Genomic DNA, 19,029 nt, shown 5'->3' with positions numbered 1-19,029 from the left:
ATGCCGGCGCATGGCCGGCATATGATCTGATAAAAGCGAAAACGTGCAGCTTGCCGGTAAGGCGTCCATCAACGCCAGCTGGCAAGCAGTCCTTCGAGTGTTGCGCGGTCTTCTTTGTCCAGACGGGCAAGTCCCGGGGCGCGAACGGGGCCGACCGTCATCCCCAGAATTTCCATGGCTTCCTTCACCACGGTCACGTTTGCACCGTTGCGATATCGTGTCCGCAGCCGTTCGAACAATTCGATCTTTTCGATAATCTTCCGTGCGGCCGGGAAATCGCCGGCCGTCAGGGCGTCATGAACCTGTAGGGAAAATTGCGGCGCGACATTGACGAGACCGGATGTAAAGCCGCGCGCACCAACCGCCGCGAAGGCAGGCGCCCAGCTTTCAGCCAGTCCGCAGACATATAAGGCTCCGTTCGGATTGGAAGCGGCAATCGCACGCGACAGAAGCATGATGTCGGTCGTCGCAAACTTGATGCCGGCGACATTCGGGTGGCCGGCGAGCCTTACCATGTCATCGACCGAAAAGCCGTCCGCCCGGACATAGGCGACCAGCGGCAATTCGCTGCCCTCCGCAAGGCCGATAAAATAGTCGATCTGCGATTGCGGGGCTGCAAAAGGGTCGACCGGCTGATGCGACATGACGGCGGATGCGCCCATTTCTTTTGCCTGACGCGCCATGGAGAGCGCCTCGCGCTGCGAGCGGCCAATCGCCGCCGTAACCGGGGCTTTGCCGCTGACGCCTTTTATCGCAGCCTCATAAACCTTCAGAATTTCCGCGGGCGTCAAGGCGTAGAATTCGCCGGTATTGCCCGCCGCAACGATATTGTGGATGCCTGCCTTCGCGACGCGGGCGTAAACCTCGGCGGTAACACCGGTCTCCACTTCGCCGCCTGCATCGTAAGCCGTTACCGGAACACCGGAGATGCCCTGCAGGGCCTGGCGAAAATCGAATGTCGTCATCAACTGGGTTCCTTAAGATCAAAAGTCATCTTCAGATGGAGAATTTGTGAACGGGTGTGCCGGCGACCGGGGCATCGAATGCGACAACCGTGCCTGCGGTGGTTATTCCGTCCGTCTCGGTTACGAGACTTGTGAGGTATATCGTCTTGAGGTCGGGACCGCCGAAACACGGCATGGTCGGCCCCTTGAATGGCAGCCTGTAAATCTCGAACAATTCGCCGTCCGGTGAAAAACGGTTGAGACGTCCCGCCTGAACGCCGGCGCTCCAGTAACAGCCTTCGCAATCGGTCGCCGCACCGTCCGGCCTGCCTTCATCCGGCGCGAAATCGTGCAGGCGTTCGGCCGGGCCGAGCCTGCCGGTCGCGACATCGAAATCGAACGCCTGATACATGAGGCCGCTGCTGTCGGAATGGTACATGCGCCTGCCGTCCGGGCTCCAGGCAAGCCCGTTCGATGTGAACATGTCGCCATCGATGATGCATTCGATGCCGCCATCCGGGGCGACGCGATAGAGGCGGGCATTGCCTGTCGGTATCGCGGCCTCGTCGCGGGTCCCCACCCAGAAATGGCCGTCCGGACCGACCTTTCCGTCGTTGAGGCGGCTGTCGGGCCGCCCGTCGTCCGGGTCGCAGAGAAGATCGAGCTTGCCGCTCGCGGGATCGAGAAGATGCACACCGGTCTTGAGGCCCGCCACGATCAAGCCATTGTCGCAAAGGCCGAGACAGCCCACCTGGGCGGGCATGTCGTATCTGTCGAGTTTTCCACCGGGATGCAGGCGAAAAATGGCAGGCGCGAGAATATCGACGAACCACAGATCGCCGGTTCGCTCGTCCCAGGCAGGCGACTCGCCGACCTTCAGCGGGGTATCGATCAGGGAACGGAGCTTCGGTTCTATGACGTGTGGCTGGCTCACTGGTTCCTCTCCCTCATCCGCCCTTTATGATTCTGTTTTCGACATTGCAGGGTGCGGCCTAGCTGCCGACGCCCTGAAACATGCGGGCGCGCGCCTTCAATATGTGGTCTTTCATCGCGTCATGCGCGGCCTGCTCACGCCGCGCAAAAATCGCTTCCACGATGGCCGTGTGCTCGTTCTGCACCTCGCGCACATGCTGCGGCGTCCGCTTGAGGCTGAGGCTGCGTGTCACCGACTGGCCGATGGCGAAATGGGGCTTGAACCAGATCCGCACCGTGATGTGGAACTGGTTATGGCTCGCCTTCGCGATGGCTTCGTGCAGGGCGAAGTCTTCCTCAGCGCCGAGATCGTTGCGCTCGAGACACTGTTCCAGCGCGGCAATCGCCTGCTCTATACGCAACCTGTCCGCGGCCTGCCAGTTGCGCGCCGCAAGCTCAGCCGCGGAAGCCTCCAATCCGGCCCTGAACTCAAAAAAACGCTGCACGTCGGCCAGCGAGCCGACCGGCACCTGTTGCAACACGGAAGAATCCGGCTGCTGGCGTACATAGGAGCCAGATCCCTTTTGCGAAACGATAAGCTCGTCGTTCCGAAGCCGCTCCAGCGCTTCCCGCACAACCGGCCGCGACGCACCAAACAGCGACGCCAGATTCTGCTCCGATGGCAACCGCTCGTTCACGGGAAACCGCCCGTCCGAAATCATGCCCACGATTTTTTCGTAGATGATGTCGCTCAGCCGAGTTTCGCCTCGAGCGGCGGCAGATGCAGTGTGATTGTCCATCAGCAGCCCTTCCGTTGCAAATCGCTGAAGTTAATGGGTTTCCTGCATTTCAACCGCAACAGAAATACCGGGGTTTTTGTGAGCGAGAGGGCTGTCCTGCCGATTTTTTCTTTAAGCCTGATCCTGAAAACCGGCCTACAAATAAAAAAGATGTAAAAATCTGTCAATACTTGTAATCATCTGAAAACGCTCATATGGTCTGCCCCTGCCGATGGAGGATCGGCGTGCTGGCTGGCCGGGAGGGCCGTCGCGGTTCGGTGAAAGCCGTTTCGCTGCCGGTGATTTTTTGGGAGGATTGTCGATGCGCGATGGCGAAGCATTTTCACTGGGCGTAACGCGCCGAACCTTTATGGCGGGTGTTGGCGGCGTGGCCGCCCTTTCCGTCATCGGGACCTCGGCGCGGGCTGCCGCCGGCAAGCAGGCGCCGGAACTGGAGGCGCTGGTAAAGGACGGCAAATTGCCGCCTTTGGCCGAACGTCTGCCGAAAAATCCGATGGTGGTGACGCCGCACGAGAAAATCGGCACCTATGGCGGCACATTGCGCCGTGGCCTGCGCGGTTCATCGGACCATAACGGCATCCTGCGCATGGTCGGCAATCAGGGCCTTGTCCGCTGGAACATGGATTTCACCGAGGTTCTGCCGAACCTTGCGGTGAAATGGGAAGTCAACGACGATGCCTCGCAATTCACCTTCCATTTGCTGGAAGGCGCAAAATGGTCTGACGGCCACCCCTTCACCGCCGATGACGTGGTGTTCGCCATCGAGGACTGCATCAAGAACAAGGAGCTTTACAGCGCCACACCGGCGCAGCTTTCCGTGGCCGGCAAGGCGGTCGATGTCGAAAAAGTCGACGATTTTACGGTAAAGTTCAAATTCGCCGCGCCGAATGCGCTTTATCTCGAAAACCTCGCCACGCCGCTCGGCCAGCATCCGACGCTGTTTCCCAAACACTATTGCAGCAAGTTCCTGCCGAAATACAACACGTCGCTCGATGCCGATGTGAAGGCGGCGGGTGTCTCGAGCTGGACCGAACTGTTCCGCGCCAAATGCGGCGATATCGAAATTCCGTCCCGCTGGTCGAATGTCGACAAGCCGACGCTTGATCCCTGGGTGGTTAAGGAACCCTATTCGGGCGGTGCGACCCGGGTGGTGATGACCCGCAACCCTTACTTCTGGCAGGTCGATACCGAAGGCAACCAGTTGCCCTATATCGATGAAATCAATTTCGGCATTTCGCAGGATGTGGAATCGCTGATGCTAAACGTCATTTCCGGCAAGATCGACATTCAGGAGCGCCATATCAGCGTTCTCGCCAACAAGCCGACCCTGTCTCAGAACATGAAAAAGGGTGACTACCGCCTGCTGACGCTGGTGCCGTCTGCCGCACAGCAGTGCCAGATTTACCTGAACATCACCCATAAAGACCCGGCGATGCGCAAGATGTTCGCCGACAAGTCGTTCCGCCAGGCGTTGTCCATCGCGCTCAACCGGCAGGAAATCATTGACATCGTCTATTTCGGTCAAAGCGAGGGCTATCAGGCCGGGCCGCGCCCGACACACCCCTGGTACAATGAAAAGCTGGCGCGGCAATTCACCGAATATGATGCGGACAAGGCGAACGAGCTTCTCGACAAGGCCGGTTACGACAAGAAGAACGGCAACGGCATGCGGTTGCGGCCTGACGGTCAGCCCGTCTTCTTCTCGATTGACGTTATCCCGACGCTCTATCCCGATCTGGTCGATGCGCTGGAACTGGTGAAGGCGCAATGGGCGCAGATCGGCGTCGACATCAAGGTCAACACCATCGAACGCGCGCTCTATTACACGCGCGGCGATGACAATGCCCATGATGCCGCCGTCTGGCCCGGCCCCGGCGGTCTCGATCCGATGCTCGATCCGCGTGATTTCTTTGCCTTCCATCCGCAGGGGTCGCGTTACGCCATTCCGTGGGCGCTCTGGTACACCTCGAATGGCCAGAAGGGCGAAGAGCCGCCGGAAAGCCAGAAGCAGCGCTTCAAGCTGTTCGATGAGGCGCGCTCGACGGCCGACCTTGCCAAGCGCGGCGAGAAGATGAAGCAGATTTTCGACATTGCGGCGGAAGAGTTCGAGACAATCGGCCTCTGCCTTGCGGTGGGCGGTTTCGGCATCATCCGCAACAATCTGCGCAATGTGCCGGAAACGGAACCCGACAGCTGGACCTGGCCCAATCCCGGCCCGGCGCTGCCGCAACAGTTCACCTTCACAAGCTGATATCGCCACATGGGCGTCGCTGCCGCAACGCGGCGACGCCTCTCAGGTTGTTTCGACCACCCACAGCCGTCTCCTTGGTGGAGGGCGGCGCGTGCGGCACAATGTGATTGCGAGAACGACATGCTGCTTTTTATCGTAAAACGCCTGCTGTGGATGATACCGTCCCTGTTTGCCGTCAGTTTCCTTGCCTTTGTCCTGATCCAGCTGCCGCCCGGCGACTATGTGACGACCTATATCGCCACATTGGCCGCCTCGAACGAGGTCATCGACCACAATACGGCGGCGCAGCTGCGCGAACGTTTCGGCCTCGATGACCCGATGATCGTGCAATATCTGAAATGGATATGGGGCATCGTCAGCCGCGGTGATTTCGGCATTTCTTTCGAATGGCAGCAGCCAGTTTCAGGCCTCATCTGGGAGCGCATGGCGCTGACGCTGGTTCTGGCCATCGCCAGCCTTCTTGCAACCTGGGCCATCGCGCTTCCTATCGGCGTCTTCTCCGCCGTGCGCAAATATTCGATTGGCGATTATCTCTTCACCGCCTTTTCTTTCTTCGGCCTTTCCATACCCTCGTTCCTGCTGGCGCTGGTGCTGATGTATGTCGCGGCGGTGGAGTTCGGGGCCGATGTCGGCGGGCTGTTTTCAGCCGAATACGAGACCGCCTCATGGAGCATCGCCAAGATGATGGACCTCATGGCCCATATCTGGCTGCCGGTCGCCATTCTTGCCGTGTCTTCCACCGCAAGCCTCATCCGTGTCATGCGCGCCAATATGCTGGACGAGTTGCCCAAGCCCTATGTCACCACCGCGCGGGCGAAGGGACTGTCGGAGTTCAAGCTGCTGACGAAATATCCGCTCAGAATTGCGCTCAATCCGTTCATCTCCACCATTGCATGGCTATTGCCCAACCTCATTTCGGGCTCCGTGGTCGTCGCCATCGTGCTCAATCTGCCGACGGCCGCGCCTCTGCTTCTGCAGTCGCTGATGGCGCAGGACATGTATCTCGCTGGCGCTTTCGTGCTGCTGATCTGCGCGCTGACGCTGATCGGCTCGCTTATCAGCGACATCCTGCTTGCGCTGGTCGATCCGCGCATCCGTCTCGAATAGGAGGGCGCCATGAGCGATATCACCATGACCACCAATGCCCGGCAGGACCGCGCCGCCGTCGCCTCGCAGTGGCAGCTCATCTGGTGGGCCTTCAAGCGCCACAAGCTGGCCATGGCCGCCCTGTTCATCACCATCGCCATGTATATCGTCGCGCTGGTGCCCGGCTTCTTCGCCATCAACGATCCGGTGCTGCAAAATGCCCGCGCCACCTTCCATCCGCCGCAGCGCGTTCATTTCATCGATACGACCGAGGGTTTTTCGCTCGGGCTGCATTATTATCCGCTGAAGCTGACCCGCAATCCTGAAACGCTGGCGGCGGTCTTCGTTGAAGATACGGCGAAGAAAATTCCGGTCCAGCTTTTCGGTCGCGGTTACGAATATTCCGTCTTCGGCCTGTTCACCACGGATATCCACCTGCTGGCCTCCACCGATAAAACGCGCCCGCTCTTCCTCTTCGGCGCGGATCGTCTCGGCCGAGATGTTTTCAGCCGCGTGGTGCAGGGGGCGCAGGTCTCCCTGTCCATCGGTCTTGTCGGCGTGTTCTTCTCGTTGCTGCTCGGCGTCGTTCTGGGAGGCATTTCGGGATATTACGGCGGCCGCATCGATTTCGTCATGCAGCGCGTGATCGACTTCGTGCTGTCGCTCCCCACCATTCCCATCTGGCTGGCGCTGGCCGCCGCCCTGCCGCAGGGCTGGCCTGCCACGCTGCAATATATGATGATTACCATCATCCTGTCCCTGACCGGCTGGGCGCAGCTTGCCCGAGTCGTGCGCGGCCGGTTCCTGTCGCTCAGGACCGAAGAATTCGTGGCTGCGGCCAGGCTGGATGGCGTGCCGGAAGGGCGCATCATCTTCCGCCACATGCTGCCCAGTTTTTCGAGCCATATCATCGCTTCTGTCACCCTTGCGGTTCCGGCGATGATCCTTGCGGAAACCTCGCTGTCCTTCCTCGGCCTCGGTCTCCAGCCGCCCACCATTTCCTGGGGCGTGCTGCTTCGCGAGGCGCAGAATATCCGCTCGATTGCGACTGCACCCTGGCTGTTCCTGCCCGGTGTGGCGGTCGTCATTGCCGTCATGGCGCTCAATCTGCTCGGTGACGGCCTGCGCGATGCAGCCGACCCCTATAACAAGTGAGGCCCCGGATGAGCGATATTCTCTCTATCAAGCCAGCCAAACCCCTGCTCGAAGTCCGCAATCTGGTCACTGAGTTTCCGGTCAGAAACGGCGTTTTCCGGGCCGTCAACGACCTGTCTTTCTCCATCGATCCCGGCAAGACGCTCTGCGTCGTCGGCGAAAGCGGTTCCGGGAAATCCGTCACCGCCCGTTCGATCCTGCAAATCATCGACAGCCCCGGCCGCATCGCGTCCGGCTCGATCATCCTCAACCGCGCCGACGGCACGTCTCTCGATCTGGCAAAGCTCGATCCGCGCAGCCGCGCCATCCGCTCGGTGCGCGGCGCTGATATCGCGATGATCTTTCAGGAGCCGATGTCGTCGCTTTCACCCGTGCACACGGTCGGTGACCAGATCACCGAAGTCCTGCGCCTGCATCTGAAAATGAGCAAGGCGCAGGCGCGGGCCGAGGCCATCGAACTGTTGCGGCAGGTGGAAATCCCTAACCCTGAAAAGGCGCTGGATCGTTACGCCTTCCAATATTCCGGCGGCATGCGCCAGCGCGCGATGATCGCAATGGCGCTGGCCTGCAAGCCGCAGCTTCTGATCGCCGACGAACCGACGACGGCGCTCGATGTCACCACACAGGCCGAAATCCTCGACCTGATATCGCGGTTGCAAAAGGCGCACGGCATGGCGGTGCTCTTCATCACCCATGACATGGGCGTGGTGGCGCAGATTGCCGATGACGTGCTGGTCATGCATCACGGCGTTGCCAAGGAATATGGCACGGTCGACGAGATATTCCACAATCCGAAAGATCCCTATACCCGCATGCTGATCGGCTCCGTTCTAAAGCTGGAGCAGAAGGCGGAAATCCGGCTCGCCCGCCCGCCGCTCGATCTTGCGGCCGCGCCCATCCTCGAGGTCAACGACCTCTCCATGCATTTCGGCGAGATGAAGGCGCTGGACGGCGTATCGATCCGGCTGCTTCCCGGCGAAACGCTCGGCATCGTCGGCGAAAGCGGCTCCGGTAAGACCACCATGGGCCGCTCGATCATGCGCCTCTACGACCCGACCGGCGGCGCGATGCTCTATCGCCGTGCGGATGGCACGGTGGTCGATTTGGCGAAAATCGAGGGTGCGGAGCTGAAAGCCGCGCGGCGCGAATTACGCATGGTGTTTCAGGACCCGTTCGGTTCGCTCAATCCGCGCATGACGGTGGCGCAGGTGATCGGCGAGCCATTGCTCGTAAACGGTATTGCGAAGGGCAGGGAACTGGATGAACGCGTCTGCGCGCTGATGGAGCAGGTGGGTCTCGACCCTGCCGGGCGTGAACGTTACCCGCACGCCTTTTCCGGCGGCCAGCGCCAGCGCATCGGCATCGCCCGCGCCATCACCCTGAAGCCGCGCATCATCGTGGCGGATGAGGCGACCTCGGCGCTCGATGTTTCGGTGCGGTTCCAGGTGCTGGATCTTCTGATGCGGCTGCAGGATGAACTGGGGCTCGCCTATATCTTCATCAGCCACGACATCGGCGTCATCCGCTATATGTGCGACCGCGTCGGGGTGATGTATCGCGGCAAGCTGGTGGAAGTGGGAGAGGCCGAAAAGGTTTGCAACGCGCCGGATCACCCTTACACACAGGCGCTTCTTTCCGCCATTCCGCGCCCTGACCCGCGCGACCGGGATCGTACCCGCAGATTCCGCTACGTCGAACCATCCGAAGTCAAGAACGGGGCCGTCGCCCGATAGTGCCGGGCCTGCCGCACGCTGCAATTCATGAGGAAGACTGAAGCATGAAAATCGATCGCATGCGGGTATTCGTCACCCGCGACAAGGACCGTCCCCGCGTCATCGTCGCTCTCGATACCGATGACGGTTTGACCGGCTGGGGTGAATGTTACAATCACGGCCCCGATCTCGCTTTGCCGCCGGTGCTGGATTACCTCTACAGCTTCCTTGCCGGGCAGGACCCGACGCGGGTGGAGTATCTCTATAATCTCCTGCTCCAGCAGAACCGCTTTCCGCCCGGAGCGCTCGGTCTGTCGGCAATCTCGGCGCTCGATCATTGCCTCTGGGACCTCGCGGCAAAGGCGGCGGGCGTGCCGGTCTACAAGCTGCTGGGCGGCGAAGTACGCGACCGTATCAAGGTCTATGCCGGTGTCTATACGGCCCCGGACGCACCGGCGGCCAAGGAAGAATTCGACCGTCTCAACGAGGACTGGGGCTTTACAGCCTTTAAGCTCAGCCCATGGCGCGTCGATATTCACGCCCATCGCTGGGGGGAGGTGGTGCGCAGTTCCGCCGAATATTTCCGCTCCCTTCGCGAAACCGTGCGGCCCGACTACGACATCGCCTTCGACGCCCATGCCAAGATTTTCGAGCCTGCGGCCGCCCGCCAGCTTGGCAATGCGCTTGCCCCTTACGATCCGCTGTTCTTCGAAGAGCCTATGCGTCCCGAAAATATCGAGATGTGGGGAGACCTGAAACAGGGGCTGAACTGCACGCTGGCAACCGGTGAAAGTCTCTATAATCGCAATGAGTTCCTGCGACTTCTTCAGGTAAAGGGCGCGGATATCATCCAGCCCGACATCTGCGTTGTCGGCGGCATTTCGGAGATGCGCCGCATCGCCACGCTGGCGGAAGCGCATTTCGTGAGCATCGCGCCGCATAACCCGATGGGACCGCTCGCCACCGCCGTCAACGTGCACTTCTCCGCCGCCCAGCAGAATTTCCGCATTCTCGAATACCGGCTGCCGAAAGGGCAATGCTACGTCTATGGCGGCACCGATCTTGAAAAACGCGAGGATGAAACCCGCTATGTCGTCGACCCCTACCTGCCGAAGGACGGATATCTGGAACTGAGGCCGGACCGCCCCGGCTGGGGCGTGGAGATGGATGAAAAAGCCATGCAGGAGGATGGCTATGTTCACTGGCAAAGACGGGTGCCGAAACGGCCTGACGGCTCCTATGCCTTCGCCTGAAACCGTTGCGATTGCCTGCGGGCCGCTTTTGGCCCTCTTGCGCCCCGCCTGGGGTGGCAGGATGACCCATCTGCGGCACGCGGACTACGGCGATATTCTAGCGCCCACAACGGAGCAGGAGTTCGAGCCGTTCAACTGGCCGAGGGCCGGCGCATACCCGCTGTTTCCCTATCACAACCGGCTCTATGACGGGTCCTTTGTCCATGCGGGTATCCGCCACGATCTGCTGCCGCATCCGGTGCTTGCGCCTGACGCCATGCATGGTCCGGCTCACCGCCGGCCGTGGGAGATTTCAGACCTGTCTTCGAATCGGGTCTCACTGGTACTGGACTACGAGGCTGACCGGGAGTGGCCTTTTTCCTTCCGCGCCGAGCAGTCTTTTCTGCTGGAAGACGACAGCCTCACCGTGGAACTGTCGATAACCAATCGCGCGAATGGGCCAGCGCCGATGTCCCTGGGCTGGCATCCTTATCTGGCGGCCGGGCTCGGTTGCGATGCGCGGACGGACGCCAAATTGCAATATCCTCTGGACGGGCAGAACGTGCCAACCGGCCAGCCGCCGGCACCTCGCCCGAAACCCGCCATTCCCGCCGCAACGGGATACACATTGCATTTCACCGATTGGTCAAGCGCACAGGTAGACTTCGACAGGTTTTCACTACGGCTCGAAGCCGATACCGTTTTCGGCCATCTCGCCGTGCACCGCATGGAGCGCTATCTCTGTCTTGAGCCCGTTTCCATGGCCGCCGGAGCGCTTGGTTTGCCGCAGTTACAACGGGAAGGGCGGGGTCTCGCGACGGTTGCCCCCGGCGAGCGCCTGTCGGGGCGCATCAGGCTCTCCATCGATCTTTAGGAGGGGCGGGTGCGTCTATGACGCCCACCCTTCACCTTCAAAAAAAAAGCCGTATGCCCATATTTTGAGCGCCAATTATTGCCGCTCAAAAATAAGCTTGACGACGGCAAAAATTTCTCACCAAATGAACCAATATAGGATTGGTTCAGTAAATGGTGCGACTTGACGGTGAACCCCAACGATAACTCCAACTACGCGCTGGCGAAGTTGCGGGAGTACATTCAAACGCAGGATCTTGCGAAAGACCGTCGCCTGCCGACGGAGCGGGCCTTCGCGGAAACCTTCAATGTCGGCCGGCGTGCGGTCCGTCGTGCTCTTGAGGTTCTGGAAGCCGAAGGTCTGATCTGGCGACGGCAGGGGGCGGGAACCTTTGTGGGTGAAAAGCCGGACGATTGGTCCGCCCAAGTGACGGAACTGGTCGCCGGCACGGATATCATGGAAATTATGGAAGTGCGCCTGCGCATCGAGCCGCAGCTGGCGCAGCTTGCGGCCATGCGCGCCAAACCCGCCGAGGTGGAACGCATGCGCGCCCTCGTCCAGAAGACCGGCCAGAGCACGGATGCCGACGCCAAGGAGTTGTGGGATGGTTCGCTTCACCGCCAGATCGCCCAGAGCGCCGGCAACAAATTGTTCCTGTCCATCTTCGATGTCGTCAACCGCATTCGCCAGGACGATGCATGGCAATCGATACGGGAACTGGCGCGCCGCAGCGGCACGAACGGCAAGGCTTCCTTCGAGCAGCACATAGCGATCGTCGATGCCATCGCCGATCGCGACCCCGCAAGAGCCGGCGAAGCGATGCGCCAGCACCTTCTCATGCATCAGGAAAGGCTGATCCGCGCCACCTCGCTCGGCTTTCTGGAGGAGAAAACCGGAGAAGACATTGCCGCCCGCAGCACGGGCGATGCCGATAATCCGCTCACGCCGGCCTCATAGGCAGCAGGGCAGACCTGCCGGCCTTTCCGGGCCGGCCAATCAAAAAACAAAGATAACCAGACCAGAGGATAGAACATGAAGAAAATCAAGACATTGACTGCCGCCTTATTGGCCGGTGCATTCCTGTCCACGCCGGCCATCTCGTCCGAATTGCGCATCGGCCTTAACGATGACGCCGACGTTCTCGACCCCGCGCAATCGCGCACTTTCGTCGGCCGTATCGTTTATACCGCCATGTGCGACAAGCTCGTCGACATCTCGCAGGACATGAAGATCGTTCCCCAGCTTGCCACCGAATGGGCCTGGTCCGAGGGCGGCAAGGTGCTGACGATGAAGATCCGCGACGGCGTGAAATTCCACGACGGCGAGACACTGGATGCGGCGGCTGTGGTCGCCACCATCGAGCGCAACATGACCCTGCCGGAATCCCGCCGCAAGAGCGAGCTTTCCTCGGTCGAAAAGGTCGAGGCCACCGGGCCTCTGGACGTCAAATTCACCCTGAAGACGCCTGACGTCACGCTGCTGGCGCAGCTTTCCGACCGCGCCGGCATGATCGTCGCGCCGAAGGCGGCCAAGGAACTGGGCGCGAATTTCGGTTCGAAGCCGGTCTGCGCCGGACCGTTCAAATTCGTCGAGCGCATCCAGCAGGACCGTATCGTGCTCGAGAAATTCGCCGATTATTGGGACAAGGACAAAATTCTGGTCGACAGGGTCGTTTATCTGCCGATCCCCGATACGACCGTGAAGCTTGCCAATCTTCGCTCCGGAGACCTCGATATCGCCGAGCGCATCTCGGCCTCCGATGCCGAGTCCGTCAAGAACGATGCCAATCTGACCTATGCGGATGTCATCGGGCCGGGCTACATGGCCATGTATGTCAATATCAACAATGGTTCGCGTGCGGATAATCCGCTCGGCAAGGACAAGCGCCTGCGTCAGGCCTTTTCTTATGCGATAGACCGGGAAGCGATTGGCCAGATCGTGTTCGAGGGCACGTCCAAGGCAGGCAATCAGGCCTTCCCGCCCACAAGCCCGTGGTTCAACCAGAATCTGCCGGTGCCGGCGCGCGATATCGACAAGGCCAAAGCGTTGATGAAGGCGGCGGGTTACGAAAAGCTCGACATCGAGCTTCAGCACGCCAACAACACAACGCAGACGCAGATGATGCAGGTCATCCAGTCCATGGTCGCGGAAGCCGGCTTCAACGTCACCCTGAAGGCCACGGAATTCGCGACTCTTCTGTCCGAACAGACCGCCGGCAACTACCAGCTCAGCCGTTCCGACTGGTCGGGACGTATCGATCCGGATGGCAATCTGCATCAGTTCGTCACCTGCAAGGGCGGCATTAACGATGTGAAATATTGCAATCCCGAGGTCGACAAGCTGCTGAACGAGGCCCGCGCCTCGACCGAGGATGCGGTGCGCAAGGAAAAATACGATGCCGCAAGCGTCATCCTCAACGATGACATGCCGATCATCTATCTTGGCCACCAGCCCTATGCCTATGCCATTTCCAACAAGGTCAAGGGCTGGGCGCCGTCGCCGGATGGCATGATCCGCCTTCTCGGCGTCTCCAAGGACTGAACGCTTCGCATGCGCCGCACGGCCTTGCCGTGCGGCCCTCACGAATTGGCACGAACGAGGGCCATGCCATGCCTGTTTATATCGGCAAGCGACTGCTGGTCGCGATCCCGACGCTTTTGATCATCTCCATCTTCGTCTTCTCGCTGCAGAAACTGCTGCCGGGCGATCCGGTCCTTGCCATGGCGGGTGAGGAGCGCGATCCGGCGACGATTGAATTCCTGCGGGAGAAATATCGCCTGAACGACCCTGTGCCGCTGCAATATGTCAACTGGCTGGGCGGCGTGGTGACGGGCGATTTCGGTATTTCGCTGCGCACCAACCAGCCGGTGCTGGAGCTTATCGGCCAGAAGCTGCCGGTCACCATTCAGCTGGCTGTCATGGCGATGTTCTTTGCCATGGTCATCGGCATTCCCATCGGCATTCTGGCCGCCGTCAAGAAGAACACATGGATCGACTACACGGCCAATATTGTGGCGCTTTCCGGCCTCTCCATCCCGAACTTCTGGCTCGGCATCATGCTGATCCTGCTGGTTTCGGTCAAACTCGGCTGGTTGCCGGCATCCGGTTATGAATCGATCTTTGTCGATCCCGTCCGTTCCATCGAAACCATGATCATGCCGGCCTTCGTGCTGGGCAATGCGCTTGCGGCGACGCTGATGCGCCATACACGTTCGGCGATGGTGGCGGTGCTCAGTTCCGACTATATCCGCACCGCCCGCGCCAAGGGTCTTTCTCCGCGCGAGATCATCCTGTCGCATAGTTTCCGCAACGCGCTTCTGCCCGTCATCACATTGCTGGCGCTGCTTTTCGGCGAATTGCTGGCCGGGGCGGTTCTGACGGAGCAGATATTCACCATTCCCGGCTTCGGCAAGATGACGGTCGATGCGGTGTTCACCCGCGATTACGCCGTCGTGCAGGGCATCGTTCTTTGCACCGCCGTCGGTTTCATCCTCATGAACCTTCTGGCCGACATTGCCTATGTCCTGCTCAACCCCCGCCTCAGGGCGACGATCTGAGGCCCCGATATCATGACCGTTCTCGATCAAAACCTTTCCGTAGCGGTAACGCGGCAGGAAAGCCGCGCCTGGAAGAAGATGAAGCGCAACAAATCGGCGCTTGTCGGCATGGTTATCGTGCTGTTTTTCGCCGTCCTTGCCATCGCCGCGCCGATCCTGCCGATTGCCGATCCGGTGGCGACCAGCTGGTCGGCCATCCGCAAGGCGCCCTCGGCCGCCCATTGGCTCGGCACCGACGATCTCGGCCGAGACATCCTTTCCCGCATGATCTATGGCGCGCGCGCCTCGCTGATGGCGGGCGTCGTTTCGGTGATGATCGCCGTGGTCATCGGCGTGCCCTTCGGCCTGATTTCAGGTTATTTCGGCGGCTGGGTGGATATGGTCATATCCCGTATCACCGAAGCGTTGCTGGCCATGCCGTTTCTCATCATGGCGATTGCGCTTGCCGCCTTCCTCGGCCCGAGCCTCACCAATGCGATGATCGCCATAGGCCTTTCCGCCATGCCGATTTTCGTGCGGCTGACGCGCGGGCAGGTGCTGGCGGTCAAGACCGAAGATTATGTCGAAGGCGCAAGGTCCATCGGCCTCAACCACATCGACATCATGACGCGTTACATCCTGCCGAATGTCTTCGCCCCCATCATCGTGCAGGCGACCCTGACGGTGGCGACCGCCATCATCGCGGAGGCGAGCCTTTCTTTCCTCGGCCTCGGCCAGCAGGCGCCGGCGCCCTCCTGGGGTTCGATGCTGAATACCGCGAAGAATTTCCTCAGCCAGGCGCCGTGGATGACGATGTGGCCCGGCATCGCCATCTTCCTCGTCGTCATCGGCTTCAATCTTCTGGGCGACGGCCTGCGCGACGCGCTCGATCCGCGCGAAGCATGATTTTTTACAAGGAAATATCCGAATGAATGAATTCACCACACGCCCTGAAATCCTTGGCACCTTCGGCGTCGTCACCTCAACGCACTGGATCGCATCGGCCGTCGGCATGGCGATCCTCGAAAAAGGCGGCAATGCTTTCGACGCCGCCGTCGCCACCGGTTTCGTCCTCCAGATTGTCGAGCCGCATCTGTGCGGTCCCGGCGGAGATATGCCCGCCGTGTTTTATTCGAAGCAGAAGGACAAGGTGGAAGTCATCTGCGCACAGGGCCCGGCCCCGAGCGGTGCGACGATTGAACATTACACGTCGGAAGGGCTGAAGCTGATCCCCGGCGACGGGCTGCTCGCCACCGTCATCCCCGGCGCTTTCGACGGCTGGATGCTGATGCTGCGCGACTATGGCACGATGAGCGTGCGCGACGTGCTGGAACCCGCCATCTACTATGCCGAGCACGGGCATCCGACATTGCCGCGCGTCTCCGCCACCATCAAGGGTCTGGCCGATTTCTTCGAGAAGGAATGGCCGACATCCCACGAGACGTGGCTGCCGGGTGGCGCGGCACCCGAGCCTCACGCCAATTTCCGCAATCCGGTTCTGGCCGCGACCTATCAGCGGATCGTCACCGAAGCCGAAGCGCGCTCCGGCCGTGAAAACCAGATCGAGGCGGCACGCGATGCCTTTTATCGGGGTTTCGTTGCGGAAGTTATCGACGGTTACGTAAGGACAGCGGAAGTCATGGATGCCAGCGGTGCTAAGCACAAGGGTGTGCTGACGGCGCAGGATATGGCGGACTGGAGCGCAACCGTCGAAGCGCCGCAGACACTCGACTATCACGACTGGACGATTGCCAAGACGCCCGCCTGGGGGCAGGGTCCGGTTCTGCTGCAATCGCTTGCGCTTCTGAAAGGCTTCGACATTGCGGCCATGGACCCCTCCGGTCCCGATTTCATCCACACCATCGTCGAAGCCATGAAGCTCGCTTATGCAGACCGCGAGGTCTATTACGGCGATCCGGAATTCGGCCAGATCCCGACGGAATATCTCCTGTCGGAAGGTTACAATGCCGGCCGCCGCGCGCTGATAAGCGGCGAGGCCTCGCTGGAGCTGCGCCCCGGCACCGTGCCGGGTTATGAAAAGCAGGTGGACGCCACCATGGCCATGCTGGCCGAGATGAGCGGCACCGGCACGGTCTACGAGCCGACCATGTCGCATCTGACGGAGAAGCGTGGCGATACGGTGCATATCGATGTCATCGACCGCTGGGGCAACATGGTCTCCACCACGCCTTCAGGTGGCTGGCTGCAATCCTCGCCCATCGTGCCAGGCCTCGGTTTTGCGCTCAATTCCCGCGCCCAGATGTTCTGGCTGAAGGAAGGCCTGCCGACCTCGCTTGCACCGGGCAAACGCCCGCGCACCACGCTGACGCCTTCGCTTGCGCTTCACCAGGGGCGTCCCGCGATGGTGTTCGGCACGCCGGGCGGCGATCAGCAGGACCAGTGGCAACTGCCCTTCTTCCTGCGTTATGCGCATCACGGCAAGAACCTGCAGGCCGCCATCGACATGCCGCTGTTCCACACCGCGCATTTTCCGGGCTCGTTTTATCCGCGCACCAGTTCGCCGGGTGAAATCACCGTGGAGAGCACCGTGGGCGAAGCGACCTTGCAGGAGCTTCGCCGCCGCGGGCACCGCGTCACAGTTGCCGATGCATGGTCGGTCGGGCGGCTCACCGCCGCGCGTCGCGATGCGGATGGTCTGCTGCGCGCCGCCGCAACACCGCGGTTGATGCAGGCCTATGCGGTGGGACGGTGAGACCATGGAGACAAAACCAGTCCTTTCCGTCCGCAACCTCACCACCTCCTTCCTCGTCGATGGCGCGTGGAAGAGCGTGGTGCGCAATGTGTCCTTCGATGTCGCGCCCGGCGAAACCGTCGCGATTGTCGGTGAATCCGGCTCCGGTAAATCGGTGACGTCGCTGTCTCTTATGCGCCTGCTTGCCCCGGCCTCCAGCCGGATCGAGGGTGAAGTGCTGCTCAACGGGCGCGACCTTCTTGCGCTTTCCGAAAGAGAAATGCGCGGCGTGCGCGGCAACGATATCTCGATGATCTTTCAGGAGCCGATGACCTCGCTCAATCCGATCTTCACCATCGGCCGCCAGATTTCCGAAGTCCTCATCCGGCACAAGGGGCTTTCGAAGCAGGAGGCACGGGCGGAGACGGTGCGGCTTTTGGAAAAGGTTCGCATTCCCAACGCCTCCGGTCGTTTCGACGAATATCCGCACCAGTTTTCCGGCGGTATGCGCCAGCGGGTGATGATCGCCATGGCGCTCGCCTCAAGGCCGAAACTGCTGATCGCCGACGAGCCAACGACGGCGCTCGACGTGACCATTCAGGGCCAGATACTCGATCTGATCAAGCTGCTGCAGGAAGAGGAGGGCATGTCCGTTCTCTTCATCACCCATGACATGGGTGTGGTGGCCGAAATCGCCGACCGGACGATCGTGATGTATCGCGGCGATGAGGTCGAGACCGGACCGACCGAGGACATCTTCCGGCGTGGCAAGCATCCCTATACGCGGGCGCTGCTTTCGGCGGTGCCGAAGCTCGGCTCAATGCGCGACCGGCAGTGGCCGACACGGTTTCCGGTGCTCGACATGAAAACCGGCCTTTCGAGCGAGCCGCAGGAGGTGGCGGGGACGGTTGCGAGCGGGCAGACGCCGGTTCTGTCGGTCCGAAACCTTGTGACGCGTTTTGCCATCCGCTCCGGCCTGCTGGCACGCCAGACGGGCGCAGTCCATGCGGTGGAAAATGTCTCCTTCGATCTGTTTCAGGGGGAAACGCTGTCGCTGGTGGGTGAATCCGGTTGCGGAAAATCCACCACCGGCCGCTCGATCATGCGGCTTGTGGAGCCGACGGCCGGCGACGTGTCGCTCGACGGTTACGACGTGATGCGGCTCGATACGGTCGGCCTTCGCAATATGCGCAAATCCGTGCAGATGATCTTTCAGGACCCGTTCTCGTCGCTCAATCCGCGCATGACGGTGGGCACGGCGATTTCCGAGCCCTTCATCAAGCACAAACTGGGCAGCACCAGACAGGCGAAGGAAAAGACTGCCGATCTTCTCGAAAAGGTGGGCCTGTCCGCCGATATGGCCAGCCGCTACCCCCATGAATTTTCGGGCGGCCAGCGCCAGCGCATCGCCATTGCCCGTGCGCTTGCGCTCGATCCGAAGGTCATCGTTGCCGATGAGAGCGTCTCGGCGCTCGATGTTTCCATCAAGGCGCAGGTCTGCAATCTGCTGCTCGACCTGCAACAGAGCCTCAACCTCGCCTTCCTGTTCATCAGCCACGACATGGCGGTGGTGGAGCGCGTCAGCCACCGGGTGGCGGTGATGTATCTCGGGGAGATTGTCGAAATCGGGCCGCGTGCCGCGGTTTTCGACAATCCGCAACATCCCTATACGAAAAAGCTGATGGCCGCCGTGCCGGTGCCGGACCCGGCAAGGCGCGGGATAAGGCGCGGCATATCCAATGACGAGCTGAAAAGCCCGATACGGGCCATGGGATATGAAACGCCGGTGCGAAACTACAGGACGGTTTCGCCCGGCCACCTGGTGCAGGTGGCCTGAGACGATTGTTGCGGCATGG

At 60.8% G+C, this 19,029-nt stretch carries 15 protein-coding genes; 12 read left to right on the top strand and 3 right to left on the bottom strand.

What is annotated here, in order from left to right:
• Positions 1 to 68: 68 nt before the first annotated feature.
• From BTE54_RS21130 to BTE54_RS21120, 3 genes are read right to left on the bottom strand one after another with little or no spacing between them, the layout of a single operon-like run.
• Positions 69 to 965: a dihydrodipicolinate synthase family protein gene (locus tag BTE54_RS21130; protein ID WP_078053889.1), complete on the bottom strand. Its 897-nt coding sequence runs from the start codon at positions 963 to 965 to the stop codon at positions 69 to 71.
• Positions 966 to 996: 31 nt separating this feature from the next.
• Positions 997 to 1,878, bottom strand: coding sequence for an SMP-30/gluconolactonase/LRE family protein (locus tag BTE54_RS21125; protein ID WP_078053888.1), 882 nt, complete (start codon positions 1,876 to 1,878; stop codon positions 997 to 999).
• A 58-nt stretch (positions 1,879 to 1,936) separates the two neighbouring features.
• Entirely contained in the window at positions 1,937 to 2,656 is a 720-nt protein-coding gene (locus tag BTE54_RS21120) for a FadR/GntR family transcriptional regulator (protein ID WP_065657704.1), read from the bottom strand.
• A 301-nt stretch (positions 2,657 to 2,957) separates the two neighbouring features.
• On the opposite strand from BTE54_RS21120, the gene BTE54_RS21115 reads away from it, so the two are divergent.
• The 12 genes from BTE54_RS21115 (at position 2,958) to BTE54_RS21060 (ending at position 19,010) form a co-directional block, all read left to right on the top strand.
• Positions 2,958 to 4,907 carry an ABC transporter substrate-binding protein gene (locus BTE54_RS21115; protein ID WP_078053887.1) on the top strand — a complete coding sequence of 650 codons (1,950 nt, stop codon included), beginning with the start codon at positions 2,958 to 2,960 and terminating at the stop codon, positions 4,905 to 4,907.
• 120 nt (positions 4,908 to 5,027) lie between these two features.
• Positions 5,028 to 6,014, top strand: a complete 987-nt coding sequence (locus BTE54_RS21110; RefSeq protein WP_003521681.1) for an ABC transporter permease — start codon at positions 5,028 to 5,030, stop codon at positions 6,012 to 6,014.
• 9 nt (positions 6,015 to 6,023) lie between these two features.
• A complete protein-coding gene (locus BTE54_RS21105) occupies positions 6,024 to 7,148 on the top strand; it encodes an ABC transporter permease (RefSeq protein ID WP_020810601.1) in 1,125 nt (374 codons plus the stop codon).
• Positions 7,149 to 7,156: 8 nt separating this feature from the next.
• On the top strand, positions 7,157 to 8,881 hold the full coding sequence (locus BTE54_RS21100) for an ABC transporter ATP-binding protein (protein ID WP_198939203.1): 1,725 nt from the start codon (positions 7,157 to 7,159) through the stop codon (positions 8,879 to 8,881).
• A 44-nt stretch (positions 8,882 to 8,925) separates the two neighbouring features.
• A complete protein-coding gene (locus BTE54_RS21095) occupies positions 8,926 to 10,113 on the top strand; it encodes a galactarate dehydratase (protein WP_078053886.1) in 1,188 nt (395 codons plus the stop codon).
• Positions 10,100 to 10,966 carry an aldose 1-epimerase gene (locus BTE54_RS21090; protein ID WP_078053885.1) on the top strand — a complete coding sequence of 289 codons (867 nt, stop codon included), beginning with the start codon at positions 10,100 to 10,102 and terminating at the stop codon, positions 10,964 to 10,966. Before BTE54_RS21095 ends, BTE54_RS21090 begins: the two co-directional genes overlap by 14 nt.
• A gap of 162 nt (positions 10,967 to 11,128) precedes the next feature.
• Positions 11,129 to 11,902, top strand: coding sequence for a FadR/GntR family transcriptional regulator (locus tag BTE54_RS21085; protein ID WP_065657709.1), 774 nt, complete (start codon positions 11,129 to 11,131; stop codon positions 11,900 to 11,902).
• Between the two features lie 75 nt (positions 11,903 to 11,977).
• Entirely contained in the window at positions 11,978 to 13,486 is a 1,509-nt protein-coding gene (locus BTE54_RS21080; protein WP_078053884.1) for an ABC transporter substrate-binding protein, read from the top strand.
• Between the two features lie 68 nt (positions 13,487 to 13,554).
• Positions 13,555 to 14,502 (top strand): ABC transporter permease, encoded by a 948-nt coding sequence (locus BTE54_RS21075; protein WP_020810606.1) that lies wholly within the window; start codon positions 13,555 to 13,557, stop codon positions 14,500 to 14,502.
• A 12-nt stretch (positions 14,503 to 14,514) separates the two neighbouring features.
• Complete coding sequence (locus tag BTE54_RS21070) at positions 14,515 to 15,387, top strand: ABC transporter permease (protein ID WP_003521670.1); 873 nt, start codon at positions 14,515 to 14,517, stop codon at positions 15,385 to 15,387.
• A 22-nt stretch (positions 15,388 to 15,409) separates the two neighbouring features.
• Complete coding sequence (locus tag BTE54_RS21065; RefSeq protein ID WP_078053883.1) at positions 15,410 to 17,194, top strand: gamma-glutamyltransferase family protein; 1,785 nt, start codon at positions 15,410 to 15,412, stop codon at positions 17,192 to 17,194.
• Between the two features lie 4 nt (positions 17,195 to 17,198).
• Positions 17,199 to 19,010, top strand: coding sequence for an ABC transporter ATP-binding protein (locus BTE54_RS21060; protein ID WP_078053882.1), 1,812 nt, complete (start codon positions 17,199 to 17,201; stop codon positions 19,008 to 19,010).
• The last annotated feature ends 19 nt before the right edge of the window (positions 19,011 to 19,029 follow it).

The sequence above is a fragment of the Agrobacterium sp. YIC 4121 genome (genome assembly GCF_002008205.1).
GTDB lineage: Bacteria > Pseudomonadota > Alphaproteobacteria > Rhizobiales > Rhizobiaceae > Agrobacterium > Agrobacterium leguminum.
The sequence above is the reverse complement of the archived record's forward strand: the minus strand, read 5'-3'. Positions and strand labels throughout refer to the sequence as shown.

What these genes read in the sequence shown, in the direction of transcription:
- BTE54_RS21130 (WP_078053889.1), bottom strand. Translation starts at nt 965, where the DNA reads ATGACGACATTCGATTTTCGCCAGGCCCTGCAGGGCATCTCCGGTGTT.
- BTE54_RS21120 (WP_065657704.1), bottom strand. Translation starts at nt 2,656, where the DNA reads ATGGACAATCACACTGCATCTGCCGCCGCTCGAGGCGAAACTCGGCTG.
- BTE54_RS21115 (WP_078053887.1), top strand. Translation starts at nt 2,958, where the DNA reads ATGCGCGATGGCGAAGCATTTTCACTGGGCGTAACGCGCCGAACCTTT.
- BTE54_RS21110 (WP_003521681.1), top strand. Translation starts at nt 5,028, where the DNA reads ATGCTGCTTTTTATCGTAAAACGCCTGCTGTGGATGATACCGTCCCTG.
- BTE54_RS21105 (WP_020810601.1), top strand. Translation starts at nt 6,024, where the DNA reads ATGAGCGATATCACCATGACCACCAATGCCCGGCAGGACCGCGCCGCC.
- BTE54_RS21100 (WP_198939203.1), top strand. Translation starts at nt 7,157, where the DNA reads ATGAGCGATATTCTCTCTATCAAGCCAGCCAAACCCCTGCTCGAAGTC.
- BTE54_RS21095 (WP_078053886.1), top strand. Translation starts at nt 8,926, where the DNA reads ATGAAAATCGATCGCATGCGGGTATTCGTCACCCGCGACAAGGACCGT.
- BTE54_RS21090 (WP_078053885.1), top strand. Translation starts at nt 10,100, where the DNA reads ATGCCTTCGCCTGAAACCGTTGCGATTGCCTGCGGGCCGCTTTTGGCC.
- BTE54_RS21080 (WP_078053884.1), top strand. Translation starts at nt 11,978, where the DNA reads ATGAAGAAAATCAAGACATTGACTGCCGCCTTATTGGCCGGTGCATTC.
- BTE54_RS21075 (WP_020810606.1), top strand. Translation starts at nt 13,555, where the DNA reads ATGCCTGTTTATATCGGCAAGCGACTGCTGGTCGCGATCCCGACGCTT.
- BTE54_RS21070 (WP_003521670.1), top strand. Translation starts at nt 14,515, where the DNA reads ATGACCGTTCTCGATCAAAACCTTTCCGTAGCGGTAACGCGGCAGGAA.
- BTE54_RS21065 (WP_078053883.1), top strand. Translation starts at nt 15,410, where the DNA reads ATGAATGAATTCACCACACGCCCTGAAATCCTTGGCACCTTCGGCGTC.
- BTE54_RS21060 (WP_078053882.1), top strand. Translation starts at nt 17,199, where the DNA reads ATGGAGACAAAACCAGTCCTTTCCGTCCGCAACCTCACCACCTCCTTC.